The organism is Acidobacteriota bacterium (assembly GCA_016716905.1).
Classification (GTDB): Bacteria; Acidobacteriota; Vicinamibacteria; order Vicinamibacterales; family SCN-69-37; genus SYFT01.
The window spans coordinates 340,725-364,590 of sequence record JADJUS010000003.1; the positions used below are offsets into that span (position 1 = coordinate 340,725).

The window sequence follows — 23,866 nt, forward strand, 5'->3', positions numbered from 1 at the left end:
ATCGCCCGAAGTGATAGAAAAATCAGGAGATTGGCATGGTAACATTCGACAACGCGATACCATGCCGGGACGACGACTGCGGGCACCTTCCACACGCCGAACGCCCCCCCCTCCAAACGCGGTGACACTGGCCGTGTTTCACCGTGCCGCAAAAGGGGAGAGCGTGGAACGACACGTGGCCCCGTTGCGGCGTACACGCCGGGTATCGCTGGTCATCACACGGCAGACGGCTTCGGCCGTACCGCCCCGGTCTGCCACGGGGATCTTGTGGGAAATTACGGCCGATGCCGGGCTCGATCGGCGTCGAGTGTCGTCGTTGCTCGAGCGGGCGCCCACGGCGTCGTATTCGGCGACCACCGACAAGCACCTGGGTGACTTGTCGCGATCGCTCGGCTTTTTGCACCACCTGACGGTGCCGCTCAGGTGGCCGGAAGTCGAACGGGCGTTGGGCCTTCCCGGCGCGGTGGACCTGGCGGATCGACTTGAGCGGGCAGCCACGAGTTTGCGGCGACTGGCCGAACGTGCCGAAGTGCTCAGCGACCTGCTGGCCGCGGTGAACGAGTCCACGGCGCCGCATGCGGTGGCTTCTGCACTGGTGGCGCGTGTGGCCACGTGGCTGCCGATGGCCACATGGTCGGTGGTGGCGGTGGAGGCCGACGGGCAGGTGCATTGGCTTGCGGGCCGCGAGGTGGAGCGAACGCTCAAGGCGCCGGCCGAGGCGATCGCGGACCTCGTCGTGCAGAGTGGCGAACCGTTCGCGACGGCGCGCGTGGCCGGTGACCGGCGCATAGGTGAGGCCGTGGAGGCGGCGGCCGTGGGGTTTCCGCTGATGGCCAACGGCGCCATCGTCGGTGTGTTGGTCGGGTTTGATCACGGCCGAGCACGGCGGGAGCCGGTCTGGCCGGTTGCCGTGAAGGTGGCATTGTCACGGCTGGTGCAGCCGGCCGCGTACGCACTTGGGCATGCCCTCCGGGTTGTGAGGGCCGAGGCCTTGTCGGTCACGGACGACCTGACGCAGTTGTTTAATTCGCGGTACCTGCACGACGTGCTGCGGAAGGAAGTCAAACGGGCTGTGCGAAGCGGCCGCGCGTTGTCGATGATTTTTGTGGACCTGGACGGGTTCAAGAAGATCAACGACGCCCACGGACATGTGCTGGGCAGCCGGGCCCTGGTGGAAGCGGCGGCGGTGATTCGCGGCGCGGCCAGGGAGACGGATGTGGTGGCGCGATTCGGCGGCGATGAGTTCGCCATCGTGTTGCCGGAGACAGACGACGAGGGCGCGCTCGGTGTGGCGACGCGCCTTCGGGAGCATGTCGCGCGGTATGTGTTTCTGGCGGATCGTGGCAACGGCAGCCGGCTGACGGTGTCGATCGGCGTGGCGACGTTGCCCACCGTGGCCGAGAACGCCGATGGGTTGTTGCACGCGGCGGATGCGGCGATGTACCGGGTGAAGGAAGCAGGCCGCGATGGCGTGCAGGTGGCGGTGGACCGGGTGGAATTGCCCGTGCCGCCCATGATGATCGACGATAGTGAAGAGGGAGAAATTCGTTGAATTTACGGTCGCTGTTTTCGCTGTTTTCCAGCGATCTTGCTATTGACCTTGGCACGGCGAACACGTGCGTCTACGCGCGCGGCAGGGGCATCGTGGTCAACGAGCCGTCCATCGTGGCCATTAACAAGATCTCGGGGCGTATTGAAGCCGTGGGGCGCGAGGCAAAGGAAATGCTCGGGCGCACGCCCGGCAACATCGTCGCCATCAAACCCATGAAGGACGGCGTCATCGCCGACTTCGAAGTCACCGAAAAGATGCTGGCGCACTTCATCAAGAAGGCGCACAACCGCACAATGTGGGTGCGGCCGCGCATTGTCATCGGGGTGCCGTCGGAAATCACACAGGTGGAAAAACGCGCGGTCAAGGACAGCGCGTATCGCGCGAAGGCCAGCGAGGTGTATCTGGTTGAAGAAGCGATGGCGGCGGCCATCGGCGCCGGGATGCCGATCGAAGAGGCGTCGGGCAACATGGTGGTGGATATTGGCGGCGGCACCACCGACATCGCCGTGATTTCGCTGGCGGGCATCGTCTATTCGAAGGCCATCCGCGTGGCCGGGAATGAGATGGACGAAGCGATCATCCAGTACATCAAGAAGTCGTACAACCTCCTCATTGGCGAGCGCACCGCCGAACAGATCAAGATGCAGCTGGGGTCGGCCTTCCCGCTCGAAGAGCGCATCACGATGGAGATCAAGGGGCGCCACCTGATTGAGGGCGTGCCCAAGACCATCACCATCACCGACGAGGAAGTGCGCGAAGCGCTGGCCGAAACGATCAATGTGATTGTGGACGCCGTGCGCGTGGCCCTTGAACGGACGCCGCCCGAACTCTCGGCCGACATCGTCGATCGCGGCATCGTGGTCACCGGCGGCGGCGCCCTGTTGAAGAACCTCGATCGGCGCTTGCGTGAAGAGACCGGGTTGCCTGTGGCGATGGCTGAAGATCCGCTGTCCACGGTTGTGCTCGGCGCCGGCAAGATGCTGTCGAACTTCGAACTCCTGAGAAAAATTTCGCTGGATTGATCTGTTGGGCAGCACGCGCCGCACCCTTCTCCTGTTCCTGGTGCTGAGCTTCGCCCATCTGCTGCTGATGTCAGTGCAGATGCAGGCGCGCAGTGGCGTGCCGTTGTTCCAGGCGGGCGCCTTCGGCGTGTTCGCGGCCATCCAGCGCGTCATCGCCGGTGGCTCCGACACGATTCGATCGGGCTGGTCCAACTACGTCGCCCTGCAGGGAGTCGTCGCCGACAACGACGCGCTGCAAAAAAAAGTGTTGTCGCTTGAAGGGCAAGTGCAGACGCAGGCGGCCATCGTCAGTCAGACGCGTGCGCTGGAGCAGTTGCTGAACCTGCAGCAGAGCCTGGTGGCCCAGACGCTCGCCGCGCGCGTCATCGCCGGCGATCCCGCGCCGGGCGCCTTCGTGATCACCATCGACCGGGGCAGCGCGGATGGCGTGGAACCCAACATGGCGGTGCTCGGGCATGCGGGTGTGATCGGCCGGGTGATCAACCGCCCCACGGCACACGCCGCGCAGGTGCAACTGCTCATCGGCCACAACGCGGGCGTCGGCGGCGTCACGGAGATGTCGGAAGCGGTTGGGCCCGTCAAAGGCGGAGCGGGCGATCCGCCGCTGGAGATGGCCTACGTGGACCTGCTCAAAGACGTGCGGGTCGGTGAGCGGGTGCTGACCTCAGGACTTGACGGCATTTTCCCCAGAGGGTTTGTGATCGGCACGATCGAACGTGTCGTCAAAGGCAGTGGCGTCTACAGCGAAATCGCCGTACGACCGGCCGTGGATTTTTCGAATATCTCGATGGTGCTGGTGATGTTGACTCGTCCGGCGCGTGCGGAAGGGGGCTCGTGAAGTTCGGGCGCGTTCTTCTGACCGTACTGGTGGCGTTGACGCTGCAGATGGCGCTGGCCCGGTTCGCGGTCGGGGGCCGGTGGGTGTTCGATTTTGTGCTGGTGGCCGTGGTCTATGGCGCCTTGTTGTGGGGGCCCGTCTCCGGAATGTGGATTGGCACCCTCGGCGGACTGATGCAGGACGCGCTGAGCGAAGATGTGATTGGTGTCGGCGGGTTTGCCAAGACGGTGGTGGGTTTTGGTGTGGGCCTGCTGGGCCTGCAGTTCCTGGTGGCCCGGCCTCTGGCGCGCGCCGCGGCGGTGGCGGCGGCAACGGTGGTGCATCGGCTGATTGTGGTCGCGTTGTGGGCGATTGCCGATCAGGATTGGAAGGGCGTGGCCTGGGCCGCTATGCTGATGGAGACCGGACTCAATGCGGCGGCCGGCCTGGCCGCGTTTCACCTGGCGCAGATGCTGCCCGGGGCGGTCCGGCACACGCGAGAAGGGCGCCGCTCGCCGCTGAGCCGGCGCAGGTGGTAACACGATGGTGAGTCCTGGCGCGAGCGGCGCATTCGGCGATCGACAGAGCACCGAAAGCCGGCTGATTGGCCTGCGCGCCATCAGCCTTGTGCTCTTCGTGTTTCTTGCGGTGGCGTTCTGGGTCCTGCAGGTGCTGCAGTATGCCGAACACCGCGAACGGGCCGAGCGCAATCACACGCGCACGTTGCCGTTGCTCGCGCCGCGCGGCGTGTTGTTCGACCGGCACGGCGAAGTCCTCGTGCAGAGTCGCCGGTCGTTCCGCATCGCCATCGTACGGGAACAGGCCCCTGACGTGCTGGCCAGTATTCGCCGTCTTGCCGCCATCACCCATGCGGACGAAGCCCACATGCTGGCGATTCTTCAGCGCCGGAAAAGTGATCCGATCTTCCGGCCGATCGCTGTGATCGAACATGCGACTGACGCGCAAGTGGCGGCCGTGGTCGCGCAACAACTTGAACTGCCCGAGGTGGTGGTTGAGCAGGTACCGACACGCACGTATCCCGAGGGTGGTCTGGCCGCGCACCTGTTCGGTTATGTGGGCGAGGTCCAACCGTCGCAACTGCTCAGGGCCGAATTCGCAGGGTTGAGCCAGGGAGCGATCGTCGGCCAGGCCGGCGTGGAGCAGGTCTACAACACCCTGCTGATGGGCACCGACGGCAATCGCTTCGTCAACGTCGACAGCCGCGGTCGCGAGGTCGAGGAGTTGCAGCGTCAGGAGCCGGTGGATGGACAACGCGTGCAGTTGACCATCGATGCCGACATGCAGCGCGCGCTCGAAGAGGCGTTCCGGGCCGACGGATACAACGGTGCCGCGGCCTTTATCGATCCCGCCACCGGGGAAGTGCTGGCGCTCACCAGTCTGCCGGCCTACGACCCGAACGACTTCGCGGCCGGGATCAGCAGTTCGGTCTGGCAGGCGTTGAACGCCGACCCGTTAAGACCGCTGGGCAACCGCCTCATTCAGGGCCTCTACATGCCGGGGTCTACGTTCAAAATCGTGATGGCGATCGCGGCGCTGGAAGAGGGCATCATCACGCCCGATTCCGTGATCGGGTGCCGGGGCAGCGGCGTGTTCTACGGCCGGTCGTTCAAGTGCTGGAACACCAAAGGCCATGGTGCCATGACGTTGCGCCATGCGCTGGAACAGTCGTGCAACGTGTTCTTCTACACCCTCGGCGAGCGGATGAACATCGACACGATCAACAAGTGGGCGGCGAAGCTCGGGCTGGTCGGCAAGACCGGAATCGACCTGCCGCAGGAGAACGCGAGCTTCATGCCCAGCACCGAGTGGGCCGCCCGCACCCGATCGGACGGCCGCTGGTACCCGGGCGAAACCATCTCGGTCGCGATTGGTCAGGGCGCGGTCACCGTGTCACCCATGGCCATGGCGATGATGATGGCGACGGTGGGCAACGGCGGTACGCTGCAGACGCCTCATCTGGTGAAGGCGGTCGACCGCGGTCAGGGCAAGGGCTGGGAGCCGGTACCGCCGCCGAACCCGCGATCCACGTTCGTGATGGCGCCAGACCATCTGGCGGCCGTGCGCGAGGGACTCTGGATGGCCGTCAACACGCCGATGGGCACGGCGACCAGACGCGGCAAGATCGACGGCAAGGACGTGTCCGGCAAGACGGGAACCGCGCAGGTGATTTCCAACGACAACAAATCCGCCGCCAAAGCAGCGGCCCGGGCCGCGGGCCGCAACCCCGCGGTCTTCGACGACCACGGGTGGTTCGTGTTCTTCGCGCCGCGCGACAAACCCGAAGTGGCCGGCGTGGTCTTTACGGAACACTCCGAACACGGCTATCTGTCGGCGCCCATCGCGAAACACGTGATGGAGACGTACTTCGCCAAGAAGGAAGGCCGGCCGCTGCCGGTCTATCAATCGCCGGCGGCTCCGGTGAAGAGCGTGGTCGGGCCGGTCATCGCGGGCGCGCCCGCGCAGGGCGGAGGGCGATAGTCGTGGAGCGCCGTCTGTGGCAGCACCTCGATTGGCCGTTGTTGCTGGCCGTGATGGCGCTGACCTGCGTCGGCCTCGCCACGATCTACAGCGTCACCTGGAACCTCGCCACAGGTGCGCCAGGCGGCGAGTTCTGGCGGCAGGCCTACGCGGTACCGGTGGGACTGGTCGCACTGATCGCCTGCGTGTTGGTGGATTACCGGACCCTGGCGCAACGCTCGCCGTTCTTCTATGTGGCCATGATTCTGGCGCTCGTAGCCGTGATGGTCTTCGGCGTCGAAGCGAAAGGGTCCCGGCGGTGGATGAGTCTCGGCGTCGGGTCCCTGCAGCCCTCTGAATTTGCACGCCTCGCGCTCGCCTTGATTCTGGCGATGGTCTACGGCGATGCGCGCCGCGGCGCGCGGTCGATGGGCGAACTGATGGTCGGCGCACTGGTCCTGGCGCCGGCATTCATCCTCATCTTCCTGCAGCCGGACCTGGGCACGGCGTCGATGTTGCTGCCGGTCTACTTCGGAATCGCCTACGTGGCCGGGTTGCGTATGCGATGGGTTGTTGGTGCCGTCGTTGTGGCGGCCATGCTGTCACCCGTGGTGTGGGCGTACGGCCTCCAGGACTACCAGAAGGATCGCGTGAGGACCTTCCTGGACCCCTACAAAGACGAGAAGGGCAAGGGATACCAGCAGATTCAGGCCCGCGTCACGGTGGGATCCGGCGGCATGCTGGGGAAGGGGTTCAAACAGGGGACCCAGGGGGCCTATCGGTTCCTGCCCGAGGGTCACAACGATTTTGTGTTCGCCGTGCTGGCCGAGGAACAGGGCTTTGTGGGCGTGATTACCGTGCTGGGCCTGTACCTCTTTGTGATCTGGCGCAGCCTCGAAGCCGCCAGGCTGGCCCGGGACCGGGTGGGGGCCTTTTTGGTGGTGGGGCTGGTGTCCTGGTTTTTGTGCCAAGTGGTGTACAACATCACTATGCAGGCCGGGTTGGTGCCCGTGAAGGGGCTGACTTTGCCGCTGATGAGTTATGGCGGGTCGTCGCTCGTGGCGACGCTCGCCGGTTTTGGCCTCATTCTCAACGTGCGGATGAGGCGTTTCACGAATTGAACGGATGACGGTCACACATGAACAAGGAGATGGTGGTCTCCTCGACGACCCACGAAACACGCGTGGCGATTCTCGAGGACGATCAGGTCGTCGAAGTATTCATTGAACGGGAACAGTCGCGGGGCGTGGTCGGCAATATCTACAAAGGCCGCGTCTCCAAGGTGTTGCCCGGCATGCAGTCGGCTTTTGTGGACCTTGGACTCGAGCGTGACGCGTTTCTCTACGTCACCGATGTCATCGACCCGACCGAAGAGAGTCTCGAGGAAGACGAAGACCAGCCGGTGGCCCCGGTGCCAGACCCCGAAGCGCTCTTCGCGGAAGGCCCGACCAACGGCGACGAGGCGGGCGCGGAGCCAGCACCCGATGCGGGAGCGCCAGACGCTCAGAAGAGCGCCGCCATACCGGCACAGGCCGGCCAGGCGGGGACAAACGGGGCCGGACAGGCCGCTCCAAGCAAAGACGCGCGCCGCGGCCGCGATCGCGATCGCACGCCGTCCACAGCCAGGATCGAAGACCTGCTGAAGGAAGGCCAGGAAGTGGTCGTCCAGGTCGTCAAGGAACCGCTGGGCACCAAGGGCGCGCGCATCACGTCGCACATCTCGCTGCCGGGCCGCTTCCTCGTCTACATGCCCACGGTGAACCACATCGGCGTGTCGCGAAAAATTGAGTCGCGCGACGAACGGCGTCGTGTGCGAGCCATCGTGCAGAAGTTCAAGGAAGACACCGGCCTTCCTGGCGGCGTCATCATCCGGACGGCGGCGGTCAACCGCCCCGAGGAAGACATCCTCAGCGACTTGCAGTACTTCCAGACGGTGTGGACCGAGGTGCAACGCCGTCGCGAGACGCAGCGTCCGCCGGCGGTGCTGTATCGCGAGGAAAGCCTCGTCGCCAAGTTGCTTCGCGATTTTCTGACCGAGCAGTTCACGGCCATCCGCATCGACGACGAAACCGAGTATCAGCGGGTGGTGACGCTGGTCGGCCGCATCATGCCGAACATGGCCGCGCGCGTGAAGAAGTACTCGAAGGACTATCCCATCTTCGACGAGTACGGCGTGCAGGGCGAAATCGACAAGGCGCTCCGCAGCAAGGTCTGGCTCAAGTCCGGCGGCTACATCGTCGTCAACCAGACCGAGGCGCTGGTGGCCATCGACGTGAACACCGGCCGGTATGTGGGCAAGAAAACCGCCGGCAGCCGCCTGGAAGACACCATCGTCAAGACCAACCTCGAGGCGGCCAAGGAGATTGTGCGGCAGATGCGTCTGCGCGATCTCGGTGGCATCATCGTGCTCGACTTCATCGACATGGAAGACAAGAAGAACCGCCAGAAGGTCTTCCAGGCGATCGAGCAGGAACTGCGCCGCGACCGCGCGCCGTCCAAGGCGGTGCAGGTCAGTGACTTCGGTCTGGTCATCATCACGCGCAAGCGCGTGAAGAGCAGCCTCGAACGCCTGCTGACCGAGCCGTGTCCCTACTGTTCAGGAACGGGTGCTATCAAGGCCAGCCCGACCATCTGTTACGACATCCTGACCGAAGTGAAGAAGGTGAGCGCCGATCTCGACGGGTATAGCCTCGTCCTGCGCGTGAACCCAGAAGTGGCCCGGGCTCTGCGCGAAGAGGGCCGGGGCGTCTTCAAGGAACTGGAGGCGGCTGTGGGCCGTCCCGTGACCGTCCGTCCGGACGATCAGCTCCATCACGAGCAGTTCGACTTGATGGCGATGTAGGCTAATATTGGGACCCATGACGATGACACGCAACGCGATTGGATTGGTACTGGCTGGCGCGATAGCTGTCGGGCAGTTCGGCGTATTGCAGGCGCAAACCCCGTCACCGGCACTCGGCAGTGTGCGGCTGAGCCGCGCGGTGATGGCCGACGGCAAGGCCTTGCCCGCAGGAACGTATTCACTTCGCCGCTCCGCAGACCCCGTGACGCCCGTTGTGGGCCAGGGGCCGGACCATGCCACCTGGGTGGAGTTCCTCCAGGGCGGTCAGGTCAAGGGCCGTGAGCTGGCGAGCGTAGTGCCTTCGGCTGAAGCGAAGACCGTCATCAAGGGCCGGGCGCCGGGCGCCAACACCTCACGCGTGGACCTGCTCAAGGGTGGGGAATATCTGCGCGTCTGGACGAACCGTGGCGGCAGCCACTACCTGATTCACCTGCTCGTCGGCAGCTAGATCCTACCGTGCTGGGTGCTCAGTGCTGACGTGCTCAGTGCTCAGTGCTCGTGTGCTCAGCACAGCAGCACCCAGCACCTAGCACCCAGCACCCAGCACTGCAGCACCTAGCACAGCACACCTAGCACTTATTTTCTGGTGACAACGACGCTTCCGCTGAAGCTGCGCGCTTCAATCACCGCAGAGCCATCGCCAAACGTGCCGTTGAGGCTGCGTGTGTCGCTCCTGCGCGCACCGACGCCGCGCGCGGCAGTGCGGCTGCCCTGAAGAGCCACGTCGCTGCGGACGCTGCCCGAGAAGGTGGACGCGTCAAATGAAAACCCGGTCTGGCCGACGAGCGTGATGCTCACATCGCCGGAGTGCGACGTGAATTCGTAGCGTCCCCGCGGCGTCAGCGAACCTTCGAACACGACATCATCGGACATCGACCCGAGCTTCACTTCTTCAGCCTGGACGTTGCGTGCGCTCACGCCGCCGGCGACCGCGCCGAGGTCCACCCGTCGGGCCTTGACCCCGGCCGCCACGATTTCTCCACTCATGGTGGAGGCTTCGAGCAGGCCTTCAGCTGCCACGTTGGTGAGTGTGAGATCGCCTGAAAGGGTTTTCGCGGACGTCAGGCGAGCCGCGTCCGTGATGACCACGTCGCCGCTCATGGTATTCACCGAGAGTTCGCCGTCGATGCCCTCGATTGAGACGTCACCCGAGAGTGAGTGGGTGGCGATCCTGGTGCCCGCGGGCGCTGAGACCACGTAGCTGACGCTGACGGAGTGCTGCTGCGTCCCCCGGCGCTGGTTGGGATACACCGTCTTGATGGTGACGCGTCCACCGCGCTCTTCGGACACGGCCTTCACTTCTGCCAGGCCGGTGCGAGCGGCCGCCTCCGTGGCGCCACGCGATTCGCGGACGATTTCGACGACGAGCTCGCGTCCTGAGCCGCGCCGCACCGTGACGTCGCCCGAGAGTGTCTCGAGGTCAAGTTGCCCGGTGGCGCCGATGTTGAACCGCCGCGTCTCGCGGTCGGTTTGCGTCGCCCGAAAGCGCTGGGACTGACCCTGGCCCCAGGTGTCTGCATCCCAGGTGAAATTGCCGAGATCGCCGAACGCCTCGGCAATGTCCCGGGCGGCGTGCCGCAATTCCTGGCGGAAGTCCGGGCCCATCGCCGAACGGACCGAATCACGGATGTCGCGCACCACGTCCTGCACGGTGTCCTGGATGACTTTGGTGTCCACCTTCATTTTGACGACCACTTCCTGCGCAAGCGCCGGGGTCGCCGTCAGGCCGACGAGAATTACCGCAGCCAATGTGTGTGATGTCATTTTCAACATGGAGTCTCTTTCGTCTACGACGGCTTGCCGCCGAACCCGGCGACGGCCTGGGCGGCGCCGGTGGCATCGCCCTTCCGCATTTCATTCATCAGCACCACGGTGTGCTGCAACAGCGTGACCTTGTTCCGCAGCGCTTCGAACAGGCTGGTGCGGGCGGGCTGGCTGTCTGGACTGCTGGTCAATGCCGCGCGACTTTCGGCGATGGCCGAGTCAATCGTGGAGAGGCTGCGCTGCAGTGTGCTGACCGACGCGGCCGAGACTGTGGCGTCTCCACTCTTGACGACCTGCTCGAGCTGAGCGATGGCCTTTTCATATTCCGCCTCGGCACGCCGCATTGTCTCTTCCACCGTTTCGACGGTGGGAACTTCGGTGGCGTTGCCGGCAGCGTCGGCGACCACCGCCGGTGACGACTCGGGGGTGGCCAGCGAATACACCGCGAGTGTGGTGAGCAGAAGCGCTGCCGCCAGACCGAGCCACTGCCAGGTGTCAGCGCGCCGCGCGACCACGGGTGGCGCTGGTGTTACTGCGGTGGCGATCGGCGTTCCGCCGTCCTGCCTGACACGGCCGGCGATTTCGAGCCAGAGGTGCGCCGGTGGTGTGATGGGGCCCAGACTCTGCGCGGCGCCGCGCACCCGGACGAGATCGTCGGCCAGGTGCCGGCAGTCGGCGCACGACGCCAGATGCGCGCGCATTTCGCGCGTGCCGGCTTCATCGAGGTGCCGGTCGAGGTAGTCGCTCAGCCGGGGCCGCAGTTGGGTGCAGGTGTTCATCGTCGCGCCCCATCCTGAGTACGCCGTGCCAGCACACTGCGCAGGCGCATACGCGCCTTGTGCAACTGCGACTTCGACGTGCCTTCCGAAATACCGAGCATCGCCCCCACCTCCCGGTGTTCAAACCCTTCCACATCGTACAAGACGAACACCTCTCGACAGCCTTGCGGCAACTCCAGCAGCGCGCGTTCCAGATCGATTCGGTCGATCACGCCGAGGATGGGCCCCAGTCCGCCTTCACGGGGCTGCGCGTCGTCTGCGTCAATCGAGTCGGTCACTTGCGCCGACCGGTTGGCCCGGCTGCGCAAGTGGTCCAGGCACAGGTTGGTGGCCAGCCTGAACAACCACGTGCCGAGGGCCGACTCGCCCTTGTACAACCGAATCTTCCGGTAGGAGCTGAGGAAGATCTCCTGCAGCAGGTCTTCGGCTTCGGTTCGGCCCACCATCCGGCACGCCAACCCGAACAACCGCGGCGAGTAGACGCGGTAGAGCTCCTCGAAGCTTCCCGGATCGCCGCTCGCACACCGTTGGGCAAGCGCCATGTCGGAATGCGCCGGCGCGGGAGTCTTCAGGGGGTTTGACGAGGACATGTGGCTGCGACGTTGCTTTGCGCTAGAGAAGACGGCAGGAACCGGCCTCCGGTTCATCTCTGGACAGTGTCCAGTCAGACGCCGTGGAATAATCGAACGGTTTGGATGCAACCCGCGGGTCCCATGCGTACCGGCCTGAGGTGGACGGCCTGCGCGCGCTGGCGGTGGCGGCGGTGGTCGTCTTCCACGCGTTCCCCTGGATGGCGCCGGGGGGCTTTGTCGGGGTTGACGTGTTTTTTGTCATCTCCGGCTTCCTCATTTCAGGAATCATCCTCCGCGCCGTCGAGCAGCGGACCTTCTCACTGACGGACTTCTATGTCCGCCGGCTTCGCCGAATCCTGCCTGCGTTACTCGTGGTGCTGGTGGCGTGCCTCGCGGCGGGTTACGCCTTCTGGCTGGTGGACGAATGGGAATCTCTCGGTCGCATGACGTTTGCGGGCGCGCTGTTTCACGCCAATATCGCGGCCGCCGGAGAGCCCGGCGGCTATTTCACAGCGCTGGGCGGGCGCACACCGTTGCTGCACCTGTGGTCGCTTGGTGTTGAGGAACAGTTTTATCTGGCCTGGCCGATCCTGTTCGCCGCCATCGTGCGCTGGTTTCGGCGGCCCTTGGTGGCGATTGTCGTGCTTCTGGCCGGGTCGTTTGTCCTGAATCTGGCCTGGGTCTACAACACGCCGGCTGACGCGTATTTCCTGCCGTTCAGCCGATTGTGGGAGCTGCTGGTGGGGGCCCTGCTGGTCTTCGTGACCGGAGGGCAGCGAGCCATGAAGCCGATGGCCGCGCAAGTGGCCGCCTTGGCGGGCCTGGCGCTGATCCTGTTCGCATGTGTGTCGCTCGACGGGTATTCGACGTTTCCCGGCTGGTGGGCGTGGCTGCCGACGCTGGGCGCGGCACTGGTGATTGCGGCGGGGCCGCAAGCCGCCGTCAATCGGTGGGGGTTGTCTGCGCGTCCGATGGTGTGGCTCGGTCTCATCAGTTATCCGCTGTACCTCTGGCACTGGCCGCTGCTGGTCTTCGGCCGGGCTGTCTGGATGGACAGCCGCTTCTGGCCCGGCACGCTTCTGCTGGTGGTGGTGTCGGTGGTGCTCGCGTATCTGACCTACCGCCTCGTGGAGTTGCGCGTGCGAACCGCACGCGGATGGACCGTCCCGGTTGCGCTCGCTGCGGCTCTGGTGGCCGTGGCAGCCGTTGGCGACGCGGTGGCAGAAGGACGCGTCCGCAGCCGGTTGACCACACTGATGGTGTCGGCGCCGACGCTGATCAAAGCGACGTCGGACTGGTCGTACACATTTACGGCGAACTTCAGGAAGCGGGCCGGGTTCGTGGGCGCGGAAGTGAACGGCGGCCGCGATCGCGCGGTGATTTTCATCGGGGACTCGTACCTCGAACAGTACTGGCCCCGCGTTGACTACCTGGTGAAAGCCGCACCACTCGACACGCCAACGGTGCGCTTCTTTACCCGAGGAGGATGCGCCCCGCTACGCCATCGTGAATCGCGGGGCCGATTGTGTGGCGACTTCCTTGATGCGGCACTCAGCGCTGCCGCGCAGCCCGATGTGCAGACCGTGGTGTTTGGCGGATTCTGGGAGTCGTACTTCGACACCGGCCGCCTGGGCGAGGCCGCAGTCCGGCCGTTGATTCAGCCAGGGAGCGAAACTGAGCGCGAGGTATTTGCCGCGTTTGCGGACATGGTGCGATCGCTTCGCGCGGCGGGGAAGCAGGTCTTTGTGCTGCTGACGAGCCCCACAGACCCGGCGTTTGATCCGCGTTTTCTCGTCTCGAGGCTGACAGGCAAACGCCTCGACGCTCCGGTGCCCGTCGGGGCATGGAGGGCGCAGGTGGGCCCCGTCCTTGCGCGTTTGTCAGAAGCTGCCGGGTCGGCGGGCGCGGTCATCCTGGACCCGGTGCCCTGGGTCTGCGATGGTGACACCTGTGCTGTGGTGGGCCCGGGTGGGGAACCCACCCACGCCGATCGTGGCCACATGCGGCCGTGGTTCGTCATCGAGCGCGCGACGTTCCTGGACCAGGTGCTGCGCTAAGACCCGTCCCAGCGGCGCGCGGCGAAGTTCGCGATCCGGCCTCGGCGAATCACGTGGCCCTCGGCGGCCAGCAGGCTGGCCTTCATCTGCGGATTGCCGCCGAATCCGCCCACCCGTCCACCCGCCGCAATCACCCGATGGTAGGGCAGTCCGGGCTCCTCGGCGCGCGCCATGATCTGGCCGACGGCGCGCGCCGCGCCGACGCGGCCGGCGAGGCGTGCGACGTCACCGTAGGTGACGACGCAGCCAGGGGGCACGCGGCGCAGCACGTGCAATACTCTACGCGTGAACGCCGATGGCGTCGGGCGCTTCATTGCGCCTCGCCCATTGCGCTTCGTTCGTAATGGCGAAATGTCACAAATGTCCGAAATGGCGAAATGTCGGACAAGCCAATGCGGACAACCATTGCAGGGAAGAATGTCCGAATGTCCTCGGTGGTCAATGGTTGAATCTGCTGATCCAAGATCATTCGTTCATTGTGCGCCTTGGACATTCCCACATTCTTTCCTGCATTGATTTGTCCGCACTTCGCCATTTCGGACATTTGTGACATTTTGCCATTGCCATGATCACCGCAGCTCCGCTTTTTCCATCCGACGTCGACGCCGTGATTGACGTGTTCAGCGACGCCTTCCACGACTATCCGGTCATGCGATGGGTGGTTGGGCCCGACGGCGATGTGCCGGCGCGGGTGCGCCGGTTGATCGCGTTGTTTGTGACACGCCGGGTGCGACGCGGGGGGCCGATGCTGGGCGTGACCGACGATGGGCGGCTGGTCGGCGCGGCGATTCTCACGCTCCCCGTGGAGCCGGAACCGCCGGCTGACGTCGCGATCCTGACCGAACGCGCGTGGCACGATCTGGGCACGGCGGCCCAGCAGCGATACGAGGCCTACGCCCAGGCCACGTCACAGTTCTTTACGGCGCTGGGGCCGCATCACCACTTGAACATGATCGGCGTCCGTCCGTCGCACGCCGGCCGGGGGCTGGCGCGGCCGTTGCTGGACGCGGTCGCCGGCATGTGTGACGCCGATCCCGGTTCAGCAGGCGTATCGCTGACCACCGAGCGCGAAAGGAACGTTTCGTTGTACCGCCATTTTGGTTTTGCGGCCATTGCGCACCAGACGTTCGGCGCCGGGCTTGAGACGTGGGGTATGGTGCGGCGCCGCGCGTAATGGCGAAATGTCGGACAAACCAATGCGGACAACCATTGCAGGGAAGAATGTTCGAATGTCCTTGGTGACTAATGGTTGAATCTGCTGCTCCAAGGTCATTCGTTCATTGTGCGCCTTGGACATTCCCACATTCTTTCCTGCATTGGTTTGTCCGCACTTCGCCATTTCGGACATTTGTGGCATTTCGCCATTACGAGCGAGCGTAATACGCGAAGCGCCTGGCGAAGCCCCTAGCGTAGCGCTTCGACGAGCACACGCCCAGTGGCCTGTCCCATAGTCAGGCCGACCAAGTGGGCGAGCGTCGGCGCGAGGTCCGCAGGCGTCGCGGAGGCGAGGTAGCGCCCTGGTTTGATGCCGGCGCCCGCGAAGATGAGCGGGACTCGCTGGTCGAACAGGTACGGCGTGCCGTGAGTGGTGCCGGTGGACTGCGCCATCCACTGCGGATCGAAGATCAGCATCATGTCGCCGCTGCGTCCCGGCATATAGCTCAGCCTGGCCGCGCGCAGGATGGGATCATCGGTCGCCACCAAGGAGCCCAGTTCGTCGGCCCAGTAGATCCGCGCGACGCCCTCGATGGCGACGAGGGACGTGTTGATGGCTTCGCGCGCGCCGGCAGTCGAGAGCACACGCGCGAGCACTCCGGGCGCCAGGTACACATTCGGCCCCAGCCGGCTCGTCACTGTTGATCCTGCCGTCCATGGTCCGCCTGGTCCGACATGGGTTTCGATGGCCGCACTGATCGCATTGCGCAGGGCAGTGGAGGAGTGGCGACCGCTGCCAGGCACCACGTTCTGATCCTGCTCAGGGATCTGCGCCACGCCGTGATCGGAACTCATGCCGAGCACGTACCGGTCACGCCCCACGAGCGTATCGAGCGTGTCGAGCAGTTCCCCCAGCGTTTCGTCAAGGCGCACCAGCACGTCCTGCACTTCGTGACTGTGCGGCCCATACTCGTGCCCGACAATGTCGAGCGCCGAGAAACTGACGGCCAGCACATCGGTGCCCGCCGATTGACCGAGCTTGAGTTCGCGAGCCAGGTGCTGGCTCAAGCGCCCCACATAGCGGTCGGCCAGAGGCGACCGGCGCCACAAGACGCCGTAATCAGAGTCGGGCTTGCCGGTCTTGCTCTCGAGCTTGTGCGGGAACTCGGCCGGGGCGATTTCGGCGACGCCGCTATCGCTGAACAGGTACGACGCCGGAGGCAGCGCTCGCGTCCACGCGTGGCCGTAGTCCTCCGAGATCGGATGCTTCGTCGCAAACGCGTCGACCACCGGCCAGGGCGTTGAAGTGTACGCGGTCGATGTGGTCCACGTCCCGTTGCCTGCTTCCCAGACCGCGTACGTCGTCGACGATGGCGTGCCGGCCATCGTGATTGCCGATCGGGCCTTCAGAGAGACCGCAACCACCGTCGGTTGGCGCACAGCGTGGATCCGAAGTTCATCAGTAAATGTGAGCGCGTTGAGCCGCGCGACGCTGTGATGTTCAACGACAGACCGTCCGCCGAAGGGCACGGACGTCTGCGAGGCATCGTCCGTGCAGACCACCGACTTGCCCAATTCGCGGTCGTACCATTCGTTGCCGATCATCCCGTGCGTGTTGGGAAACGTGCCGGTGGAAATGGTGGCGTGTCCCGGGCAGGTCACCGTGTAGGCATAGGGATACGCGGCGAGTGGGAACACCGCGCCTGTATCCAGCAGTCGCCGAAGGCCCTTGGTCCATTGGTGGCCGTAGAGCGAAATGTAGTCGGCGCGCATCTGATCCACAACGAGCATCACGACGAGTCGCGGCGGAGCGGGTGGTGCCTGCGGCGTCTGCGCGTCGGTCATCGCGCCGACGCCGCCGATGGCCAACACAAAAGCAGTCAGGGGGCGGAGTATCGTCATGGGGTTCACAAGTGGCCCGCGCGTCAATCAGGAGTCCCCGCGCGTCTTGCCAGCAAGCATAGGGCCCCGATGTGAACGTCGTATAACGTGAGGCCGAGTGTAAACCACTGCGGCACGAATTCCGCCGTGAGCATGGCGGGACGATGGGCCCACGCAAAAAAGGCGTGCGCCAGGAACAGCAGTCCAGCCCCGAGGAGCGCGTCGCGTGGTTCGAGGCGAAGCACCAGAACCGCTGCGGCCATGGCCAGAATGCCGGCGGTCGCTTCCACGAGAGCGCCTGGCGCTGCGGCGGACGCCACCGCCATGCCGATACCGGTTGCACCTACGGCCGCCAGCAGCAGCGCAGCCCACTGTGACAGCTTCAGCTGATCGATCAGGTACTCGTGTGATGAACGACCGGCGCGCGTCAGTTTCCAGGCAAAGGCCGCAAGCCCCACCGCTGACAGGATGCCGGCGGTCAGCAGGACACGCGCAGTCTCGGTCACGGTTTTAATATACTGGCAATATACTGGCGTGTGATGCGCGCGCTCGACATCATTCGCACCAAACGCGACGGCCACCCTCTGAGTCGAGAGGCCATCGACGCCTTTGTCAGCGGCGTCACCGACGGCACCTGGCCCGACTATCAAGTCACCGCATTGCTCATGGCCATCTTCCTGAAGGGGATGAGCCTTGACGAGGCGACATCGCTCACTCAGGCCATGGTGGATTCGGGCACCCGCCTGGACCTGTCTGATTTACTCAGGCCTGAGAACGGGTTGATGGCGGTGGACAAACACTCCACGGGCGGCGTGGGCGACAAGACCTCGCTCATCCTTGCGCCACTGGCGGCCGCCTGCGGCTGTCTTGTGCCGATGATGTCTGGCCGGGGACTGGGGCACACCGGCGGCACACTCGACAAACTTGACGCCATTCCTGGTTTCCGCACGGATTTGTCTGTGGCAAAGCTGCGTAAGGCCCTGGCGGCCAACGGGTGTGTGCTTATCCGCCAGACGGCCGAAGTCGCGCCAGCCGATCGACGGATGTATGCGTTGCGCGATGCGACCGGTACGGTGGAAAGCATCCCGCTCATCGCCGCGTCCATTCTGAGCAAGAAGGTGACTGAGGGGATTGGCGGGCTGGTACTCGATGTCAAAGTCGGGTCCGGCGGATTCATGGAAAATCTGGACGACGCGCGTGAACTGTCGCGCTGGCTCGTCGGTATCGCCGAGCGCAGCGGCTTGCGGACGCAGGCGTTACTGACCCGGATGGATACGCCGCTGGGCCGGCGCGTCGGCAATGCCAGCGAAGTGCAGGAAGCCATCCAGACCCTGAAAGGTGACGGTCCGAAGGACCTTGAAGATCTGTCGGTGACGCTGGCCGCCCGCATGGTGGTGCTCGCCGGATTGGCAGACGAGGACGGGGCTGAACCTCTTGTTCGCGACGCGTTGGGCAGTGGCCGCGGCCTTGAGAAATTCCGTCAGGTCATTGCGGCTCAGGGTGGCGACCCCCGTGTGATCGATGACCCGTCGCTCCTGCCCGTGGCGGATCGCGAGTCGTTGGTGGTGTCGCCCAGGACGGGTGTCATCACCCGGATCGATGCGGGTCGTGTGGGACGCGCGGCAGTCGTGCTGGGCGCGGGACGCGATCACGTGGAGGCAGTGGTCGATCCGGGTGTCGGCATTGACCTGCTGGCGGCCGAGGGCGACACCGTCAGCCGCGGAGAACCGCTCCTGCGCGTGTGTTACCGCGACAGTGGGCGCCTGGAAGCGGCCCTTGAGCACTTGCGTCTGGCCATCGAGGTCGGAGACACTGCGCCAGCACCTCGCCCGCTCGTGATTGAGACTATCGACATCAGGACCGCGAAAGTCTGAAACGCCTATGACCTCATCCCAGTCAGTGTCTTCCGATCGTTCCCTTCGTCTGATGGTGGCCGGCGTCGCGTTGGCCCTCAGCGTGGCCGTCGTGCTCATGGCCAACATGCTGTCGACGACGGTGCGCGGGGGGATAGGGATCGTGGTGTTTATCTTGATCATCGCCGCGTGTTCCACCAACCTGCGCGCGGTGAGTTGGCGCACGGTCGGTTGGGGAATCGCCTTGCAGTGGCTGATGGCGCTGTTCATCCTGAAACTCAACATCAACGGGTGGCGGCCCGGGTACGACTTGTTCGCGGCAATCTCCGGTGTCGTCAAACGCTTCCTGGATTTTACGAACGCCGGATCGCAGTTTGTGTTCGGTGACCTGGCGAACGGCGAGGCGCTGGGCCGTGTGTTGCCAAACGGGTTTGTGTTCGCGTTTACCGCATTGCCGACGATCATCTTCGTGTCGTCGTTTTTCACGGTGTTGTATTACTTCGGCGTTCTGCAATTCATCGTGCGCGTGATGGCGCGCGGGATGATGTATCTCATGCGCACCAGTGGCGCCGAGACGCTGTCGGCGGCGGCCAATGTCTTCATGGGCCAGACCGAAGCGCCCATCATCGTGAAGCCGTACGTGCCGCGAATGACGCAGTCTGAGTTGCTCGCGATGATGATCGGCGGCATGGCGACCATCTCGGGTGGAGTCATGGCGGTCTACATCACGCTGGGCGCCGACCCGGTGGCGATCTTGACGACCAGTGTCATGGCTGCGCCGTGTGGGTTGTATCTGGCCAAGATTCTGCTGCCCGAGACCGAGGTGCCCGAGACGCTGGGCAACGCCAACACCGCAGTGGAGCGCCTGCACGTGAACGCAGTCGATGCCGCGGCTGCGGGCGCGTCCGACGGCACGCAGCTGGCCATCAACGTCGCCGCCATGTTGATCGCGTTCCTGTCGTTTATCGCCATGTTCGACTACATGCTCGGTGCCGCGTGGCCGGGCCTGACGCTGGCGATGGTGTTCGCCAAGGTGTTTGCGCCGGCGGCCATTCTCATGGGTGTGCCCATGGGTGACGTGCCTGGCGTGGCGGACCTGCTGGGCACCAAGCTCGTGGCCAACGAGTTTGTGGCGTACGTGAAGCTGACCACGGTCTACCGCAATGTGCTGAGCCCCGAAGGCTATGTGCTGGCCACCTACGCGTTGACGGGGTTCGCAAATTTCGCGTCGATCGGGATTCTGCTCGGCGGCATTGGCGCCATGGCGCCGACCCGGCGCGGCGACCTGGCGCGACTGGGTGGACGTGCGCTGCTTGGTGGTTTCCTGGCCACCATGATCAATGCGGCCATCGCGTCGATGTTGATGTGATAGCCGGGAACCGCAATGTCAGACTTTGATTTGATCGAGCAGGCTGCCGGGTTTTTGCGCCAGGCGCTGGTTCCGGTGCCCGAGATCGCCGTGGTCCTCGGCTCCGGTCTAGGAGATTTCGCTGACACTCTGGACAATCCCACGGCTGTCGCATACCGCCAGATTCCAAACTGGCCGGTTTCGCGAGTGGTGGGGCATGCCGGCCGGCTCGTGGCGGGCGGTGTGGGCGGGCGGCGCGTACTGGCCCTCGCCGGGCGCTCGCATTTCTATGAGGGCCATCCCATGGGCGTGGTCACATTCGCCACGCGCGTGCTGGGCCGGCTCGGTGTGAAGACGCTCATCGTGACCAACGCCGCCGGAGGTATCAATCAGCGGTTTTCATCCGGCGCCCTGATGCTGATAGACGACCATGTGAACTTCATGGGGTCCAATCCGCTCATTGGCCCCAACGACGATCGGTTCGGCGTGCGGTTTCCCGACATGTCCGAGATCTACTCCGCCAGACTTCGGAGTTTGGCCACCGAAGTGGCCCGTGACCAGGGACTACCCCTTGAGCACGGCGTGTACGTCGGCGTCCACGGTCCGAGCTACGAAACCCCGGCCGAGATTCGAGCCTTCCGAGTGCTCGGGGCCGATGCCGTGGGTATGTCCACGGTACCAGAGTCGATCGTCGCTCGCCACATGGGGATGGAAGTCCTTGGCATCTCCTGCATCACGAACATGGCGGCCGGCGTACTGCCCCAGGCGCTGGTGCACGACGAAGTGATGGAAACCGCGCAACGCGTGAAGGGCGGTTTCATCGCCCTGTTGAAGGGCATCATTGGCCGCCTCTGACGCTCTGGTGGCGGCCGCGCGTGAGGCGCGCGAACACGCCATCGCTCCGTACTCCGGGTTTCGTGTTGGCGCTGCCATCGAAACCGCCGACGGAAGCGTAGTCGGCGGTTGCAACATCGAAAACTCGACCTACGGTTTGACGATGTGCGCGGAGCGGGTGGCGTTGCTCAAGGCGCTGTCCGATGGGCATCGAGCGTTTGTGCGGATCGTTGTGGTGGCCGATACCGCGGCGCCCACGCCGCCGTGCGGCCCATGCCGGCAATTGCTCTGGGAGTACTGCGGCGACATTCCCGTGGTGATGGCGAACCTCAGCACCGTCACGGCCACCGTGCCGCTCGCCGAATTGTTTCCGCTGCCATTCGACCGCCGGCTTCTGTAACGCCCGCGATATCATGCAGGTCGAATGCTTCCGACCGTAGCGTGGCAGGACAACTCCATCGTGATGGTCGATCAGCGAAAGCTGCCCGGCCGCGAAGTTTACGTGCGCTGCAAGAATGCGAAGGATGTGGCGCGTGCGATCACGACCATGGTCATTCGTGGGGCGCCGGCCATTGGCGTGGCCGCCGCCATGGGCATCGCGCTGGGGATGCGGCTGAGCAAGTCCACCGGCACGCGCCAGTTCGCCGTTGAATTTAATCAGACGTGCGACCTGATGGCGGCCACACGGCCGACAGCGGTGAACTTGTTCTGGGCCATCGAGCGGATGAAGCGGGTGTTCGGCGAGGCTGTGCTGGCCGGCGGGTCGGTGGGCGAGTTGAAGGACCGACTCGAGCGCGAAGCCCACGCCATCCACGATGAAGACGTGGCGTCGTGCCGCGCGATGGGGGCACACGGCGCGACACTGGTGCCGATGGGCGCGCGCATCCTCACGCACTGCAACGCCGGCGCACTGGCGACCGCCGGCTACGGCACCGCGCTGGGCGTGATTCGCGCCGCGGCCGAGCAGGGGAAGGTGGCCGCAGTGTTTGCCGACGAGACGCGGCCGTTCCTGCAAGGCGCAAGGCTGACGGCCTGGGAGTTGGTACGCGATGGAATAGCCACCACCGTGATCACCGAGAGCATGGCGGGCCCGCTCATGCGCCAGGGTGGCCTCGACTTCATCGTCGTCGGCGCCGATCGGATTGCCGCGAATGGAGATGTGGCCAACAAGATCGGGACCTACACCGTGGCCATGATGGCAAAGGCGCACGGTGTGCCGTTTTACGTCGCGGCACCGCTGTCCACGATTGACCTGGCGACGCCAGACGGCAGCGGGATTCCGATTGAGCAACGCGACGCGCGCGAGATCACTCACCTTGGACCGGTTCAACTGACGCCGGAGGGCGCGTCGGTATGGAACCCCGCGTTCGACGTCACCCCCAACGAGCTGGTGGCCGGGATCATCACCGAGCGCGGCGTCGCCCGCGCACCCTACGCCACCAGCCTTCCCGCATTGTTTACGACGACATGAAAATTCTCGGCATCGAGACGTCGTGTGATGAGACGGCGGCGGCCGTGGTGGAGACCACGGGCGATGCGGCACGGCCGTGGCGTGTGCGGTCCAACGTCATCGCGTCGCAGACCGATGTGCATCGCGAGTGGGGCGGTGTGGTGCCCGAGTTGGCGTCGCGACAACACGTGCGCGATATCTGCGGTGTGGTGGAACGCGCGCTCGCCGACGCCCAGTGCGGATGGCCGGACGTTGATGCGTTCGCTGTCACCCAGGGGCCCGGTCTGGTGGGGTCGTTGCTGGTGGGTGTGTCGTTTGCGAAAGCCGCGGCCGTGTCCCTCGGCAAGCCCGTGGTGCCGGTGCATCACCTGTCGGGGCATATCGAGTCCATCTGGCTCGAACATGGGGAGATTCCGTTGCCGGCCGTGGTGCTCGTGGTGTCGGGCGGTCACACATCGCTGTACGAGGTGCGGGAGAGCGGCGTCTATCGCCTGATTGGGCGCACGCGTGATGACGCAGCGGGTGAGGCGTACGACAAGGTGGCGCGGCTTCTGGGACTTGGGTATCCGGGCGGGCCCGTGGTGGACCGTCTGGCGCGTACGGGCAACGATCAGGCCGTTCCACTGCCGCGCCCGCGGTTCACAGGGCCCTCGCGGTCGAAGCCCCACCTCGAGGGGATGACCGAGTTCAGCTTCTCCGGGCTCAAGAGCGCGACCGTTCGCTTGCTGCAGGAACGGCTGAAGTCCGGGCCGCTGTCGGATGCGGAGATCGCGGACGTGTGCGCAAGCTTTCAGCGCGTGGTGGTTGAGACGCTGATCGATCGCACGTTCGCGGCCGCCATGGCCATGGGCGCGAAGAGCGTGGGCATTTCGGGCGGCGTGTCGGCGAACAGCCGCCTGCGCGCCGACGCCACCGCGCGCGGCGTGGCCGAAGGCATTCCCGTCTACGTGCCCGCGCTCTCACTTTCCACGGACAACGCGGCGATGATCGCCGCCTCGGGGCTCAGGCGCATTTCGCGCGGCGCGGTCTCGTCGCTGGACTTCAACGCCGACCCGGGCCTGGCAATGAGCCCATGAGCCAATTGGGCAATTCCCCAGTTCCCCAGTTCCTAAGTTCCCCAGTTCCGCAGGTTCCTGTATTGTGATGCGAGTGCTCGGAGAGTAGGAGATGGTCGGGGGGCGGGGCGCCGGGGGGGGGGGGGCGCGGCGGGCGGGGGGCGGGGGCGGGGGGCGGGGGCCCCGGGGGGGCCGGGGGGGGGGGCGCCGGGCGGCGGGGGCCGGGGCGGGCGGGGGGGCCCGGGGGGGGGGGGGGGGGGGGGGCCGCCGGGGTCCGGGGGGGGGGGGGCCGGGGGGGGGGGGGGGGGGGGGGGGGGGGCCGGGGGGGGGGGGGGGGGGGGGCCGGCCGGGGGGCGGGGGGGGGGGGCGGGGGGGGGGGGCGGGGGGGGGGTGGGGGGGGGGCGGGG

23 protein-coding genes are annotated in these 23,866 nt (G+C 65.3%); 16 read left to right on the forward strand and 7 right to left on the reverse strand.

Going from position 1 to position 23,866, the window contains the following annotated elements; translation table 11 throughout:
• Nucleotides 1-163: 163 nt before the first annotated feature.
• From IPL75_01785 to IPL75_01820, 8 genes are read left to right on the forward strand one after another with little or no spacing between them, the layout of a single operon-like run.
• Nucleotides 164-1,552, forward strand: coding sequence for a diguanylate cyclase (locus IPL75_01785; protein ID MBK9238998.1), 1,389 nt, complete (start codon nt 164-166; stop codon nt 1,550-1,552).
• Between the two features lie 11 nt (nt 1,553-1,563).
• Nucleotides 1,564-2,574 (forward strand): rod shape-determining protein, encoded by a 1,011-nt coding sequence (locus tag IPL75_01790; protein MBK9238999.1) that lies wholly within the window; start codon nt 1,564-1,566, stop codon nt 2,572-2,574.
• A gap of 4 nt (nt 2,575-2,578) precedes the next feature.
• Nucleotides 2,579-3,412, forward strand: coding sequence for a rod shape-determining protein MreC (locus IPL75_01795; GenBank protein MBK9239000.1), 834 nt, complete (start codon nt 2,579-2,581; stop codon nt 3,410-3,412).
• Complete coding sequence (gene mreD / locus IPL75_01800) at nt 3,409-3,930, forward strand: rod shape-determining protein MreD (GenBank protein ID MBK9239001.1); 522 nt, start codon at nt 3,409-3,411, stop codon at nt 3,928-3,930. Before IPL75_01795 ends, mreD begins: the two co-directional genes overlap by 4 nt.
• A 4-nt stretch (nt 3,931-3,934) precedes the next feature.
• On the forward strand, nt 3,935-5,890 hold the full coding sequence (gene mrdA / locus IPL75_01805; protein ID MBK9239002.1) for a penicillin-binding protein 2: 1,956 nt from the start codon (nt 3,935-3,937) through the stop codon (nt 5,888-5,890).
• Between the two features lie 2 nt (nt 5,891-5,892).
• Nucleotides 5,893-6,990: a rod shape-determining protein RodA gene (rodA, locus tag IPL75_01810; GenBank protein MBK9239003.1), complete on the forward strand. Its 1,098-nt coding sequence runs from the start codon at nt 5,893-5,895 to the stop codon at nt 6,988-6,990.
• Between the two features lie 17 nt (nt 6,991-7,007).
• Nucleotides 7,008-8,711 carry an Rne/Rng family ribonuclease gene (locus IPL75_01815; GenBank protein ID MBK9239004.1) on the forward strand — a complete coding sequence of 568 codons (1,704 nt, stop codon included), beginning with the start codon at nt 7,008-7,010 and terminating at the stop codon, nt 8,709-8,711.
• 16 nt (nt 8,712-8,727) lie between these two features.
• Complete coding sequence (locus IPL75_01820) at nt 8,728-9,159, forward strand: hypothetical protein (protein MBK9239005.1); 432 nt, start codon at nt 8,728-8,730, stop codon at nt 9,157-9,159.
• 128 nt (nt 9,160-9,287) lie between these two features.
• Here IPL75_01820 and IPL75_01825 read toward each other — a convergent pair whose 3' ends face one another.
• From IPL75_01825 to IPL75_01835, 3 genes are read right to left on the reverse strand one after another with little or no spacing between them, the layout of a single operon-like run.
• On the reverse strand, nt 9,288-10,475 hold the full coding sequence (locus tag IPL75_01825; GenBank protein MBK9239006.1) for a DUF4097 family beta strand repeat protein: 1,188 nt from the start codon (nt 10,473-10,475) through the stop codon (nt 9,288-9,290).
• 23 nt (nt 10,476-10,498) lie between these two features.
• On the reverse strand, nt 10,499-11,254 hold the full coding sequence (locus IPL75_01830; GenBank protein MBK9239007.1) for a zf-HC2 domain-containing protein: 756 nt from the start codon (nt 11,252-11,254) through the stop codon (nt 10,499-10,501).
• Nucleotides 11,251-11,796: an RNA polymerase sigma factor gene (locus IPL75_01835; protein MBK9239008.1), complete on the reverse strand. Its 546-nt coding sequence runs from the start codon at nt 11,794-11,796 to the stop codon at nt 11,251-11,253. The genes IPL75_01830 and IPL75_01835 overlap by 4 nt, the downstream gene beginning before the upstream one ends.
• Before the next feature lie 149 nt (nt 11,797-11,945).
• Here IPL75_01835 and IPL75_01840 point away from each other — a divergent pair, with 149 nt between their 5' ends.
• The gene (locus tag IPL75_01840) at nt 11,946-13,883 is read left to right on the forward strand and encodes an acyltransferase (GenBank protein MBK9239009.1); all 1,938 of its coding nucleotides are present in this window, start codon (nt 11,946-11,948) and stop codon (nt 13,881-13,883) included.
• On the opposite strand, the gene IPL75_01845 is transcribed toward IPL75_01840, so the two are convergent.
• Entirely contained in the window at nt 13,880-14,140 is a 261-nt protein-coding gene (locus IPL75_01845; GenBank protein ID MBK9239010.1) for an MGMT family protein, read from the reverse strand. The two genes, IPL75_01840 and IPL75_01845, sit on opposite strands and share 4 nt — an antisense overlap.
• Nucleotides 14,141-14,193: 53 nt before the next feature.
• Nucleotides 14,194-14,427 (reverse strand): hypothetical protein, encoded by a 234-nt coding sequence (locus tag IPL75_01850; protein ID MBK9239011.1) that lies wholly within the window; start codon nt 14,425-14,427, stop codon nt 14,194-14,196.
• 21 nt (nt 14,428-14,448) lie between these two features.
• On the opposite strand from IPL75_01850, the gene IPL75_01855 reads away from it, so the two are divergent.
• Nucleotides 14,449-15,057 (forward strand): GNAT family N-acetyltransferase, encoded by a 609-nt coding sequence (locus IPL75_01855; GenBank protein MBK9239012.1) that lies wholly within the window; start codon nt 14,449-14,451, stop codon nt 15,055-15,057.
• A 230-nt stretch (nt 15,058-15,287) separates the two neighbouring features.
• Here IPL75_01855 and IPL75_01860 read toward each other — a convergent pair whose 3' ends face one another.
• Both IPL75_01860 and IPL75_01865 read right to left on the reverse strand, forming a co-directional pair.
• Complete coding sequence (locus IPL75_01860) at nt 15,288-16,940, reverse strand: alkaline phosphatase family protein (protein ID MBK9239013.1); 1,653 nt, start codon at nt 16,938-16,940, stop codon at nt 15,288-15,290.
• Nucleotides 16,941-16,963: 23 nt separating this feature from the next.
• Nucleotides 16,964-17,425, reverse strand: a complete 462-nt coding sequence (locus IPL75_01865) for a hypothetical protein (GenBank protein ID MBK9239014.1) — start codon at nt 17,423-17,425, stop codon at nt 16,964-16,966.
• A 33-nt stretch (nt 17,426-17,458) separates the two neighbouring features.
• Here IPL75_01865 and IPL75_01870 point away from each other — a divergent pair, with 33 nt between their 5' ends.
• The 6 genes from IPL75_01870 to tsaD all read left to right on the forward strand — a co-directional run bounded on the left by IPL75_01870 (nt 17,459) and on the right by tsaD (nt 23,480).
• Nucleotides 17,459-18,793, forward strand: coding sequence for a thymidine phosphorylase (locus IPL75_01870; GenBank protein ID MBK9239015.1), 1,335 nt, complete (start codon nt 17,459-17,461; stop codon nt 18,791-18,793).
• A gap of 106 nt (nt 18,794-18,899) precedes the next feature.
• Nucleotides 18,900-20,141 carry a hypothetical protein gene (locus tag IPL75_01875; GenBank protein MBK9239016.1) on the forward strand — a complete coding sequence of 414 codons (1,242 nt, stop codon included), beginning with the start codon at nt 18,900-18,902 and terminating at the stop codon, nt 20,139-20,141.
• Nucleotides 20,142-20,156: 15 nt separating this feature from the next.
• Entirely contained in the window at nt 20,157-20,975 is an 819-nt protein-coding gene (locus tag IPL75_01880; GenBank protein MBK9239017.1) for a purine-nucleoside phosphorylase, read from the forward strand.
• A complete protein-coding gene (locus IPL75_01885) occupies nt 20,962-21,354 on the forward strand; it encodes a cytidine deaminase (GenBank protein MBK9239018.1) in 393 nt (130 codons plus the stop codon). The genes IPL75_01880 and IPL75_01885 overlap by 14 nt, the downstream gene beginning before the upstream one ends.
• Nucleotides 21,355-21,378: 24 nt before the next feature.
• Nucleotides 21,379-22,425 (forward strand): S-methyl-5-thioribose-1-phosphate isomerase, encoded by a 1,047-nt coding sequence (mtnA, locus tag IPL75_01890; protein MBK9239019.1) that lies wholly within the window; start codon nt 21,379-21,381, stop codon nt 22,423-22,425.
• On the forward strand, nt 22,422-23,480 hold the full coding sequence (gene tsaD / locus IPL75_01895) for a tRNA (adenosine(37)-N6)-threonylcarbamoyltransferase complex transferase subunit TsaD (protein MBK9239020.1): 1,059 nt from the start codon (nt 22,422-22,424) through the stop codon (nt 23,478-23,480). The genes mtnA and tsaD overlap by 4 nt, the downstream gene beginning before the upstream one ends.
• Nucleotides 23,481-23,866: the final 386 nt, after the last annotated feature.

Coding starts and splice junctions, on each gene's coding strand:
- mrdA (MBK9239002.1), top strand. CDS start 3,935: ATGGTGAGTCCTGGCGCGAGCGGCGCATTCGGCGATCGACAGAGCACC.
- IPL75_01815 (MBK9239004.1), top strand. CDS start 7,008: ATGAACAAGGAGATGGTGGTCTCCTCGACGACCCACGAAACACGCGTG.
- IPL75_01820 (MBK9239005.1), top strand. CDS start 8,728: ATGACGATGACACGCAACGCGATTGGATTGGTACTGGCTGGCGCGATA.
- IPL75_01825 (MBK9239006.1), bottom strand. CDS start 10,475: ATGACATCACACACATTGGCTGCGGTAATTCTCGTCGGCCTGACGGCG.
- IPL75_01830 (MBK9239007.1), bottom strand. CDS start 11,254: ATGAACACCTGCACCCAACTGCGGCCCCGGCTGAGCGACTACCTCGAC.
- IPL75_01835 (MBK9239008.1), bottom strand. CDS start 11,796: ATGGCGCTTGCCCAACGGTGTGCGAGCGGCGATCCGGGAAGCTTCGAG.
- IPL75_01850 (MBK9239011.1), bottom strand. CDS start 14,427: ATGTCCGAAATGGCGAAGTGCGGACAAATCAATGCAGGAAAGAATGTG.
- IPL75_01855 (MBK9239012.1), top strand. CDS start 14,449: ATGATCACCGCAGCTCCGCTTTTTCCATCCGACGTCGACGCCGTGATT.
- IPL75_01860 (MBK9239013.1), bottom strand. CDS start 16,940: ATGACGATACTCCGCCCCCTGACTGCTTTTGTGTTGGCCATCGGCGGC.
- IPL75_01870 (MBK9239015.1), top strand. CDS start 17,459: ATGCGCGCGCTCGACATCATTCGCACCAAACGCGACGGCCACCCTCTG.
- IPL75_01875 (MBK9239016.1), top strand. CDS start 18,900: ATGCTGTCGACGACGGTGCGCGGGGGGATAGGGATCGTGGTGTTTATC.
- IPL75_01880 (MBK9239017.1), top strand. CDS start 20,157: ATGTCAGACTTTGATTTGATCGAGCAGGCTGCCGGGTTTTTGCGCCAG.
- mtnA (MBK9239019.1), top strand. CDS start 21,379: ATGCTTCCGACCGTAGCGTGGCAGGACAACTCCATCGTGATGGTCGAT.
- tsaD (MBK9239020.1), top strand. CDS start 22,422: ATGAAAATTCTCGGCATCGAGACGTCGTGTGATGAGACGGCGGCGGCC.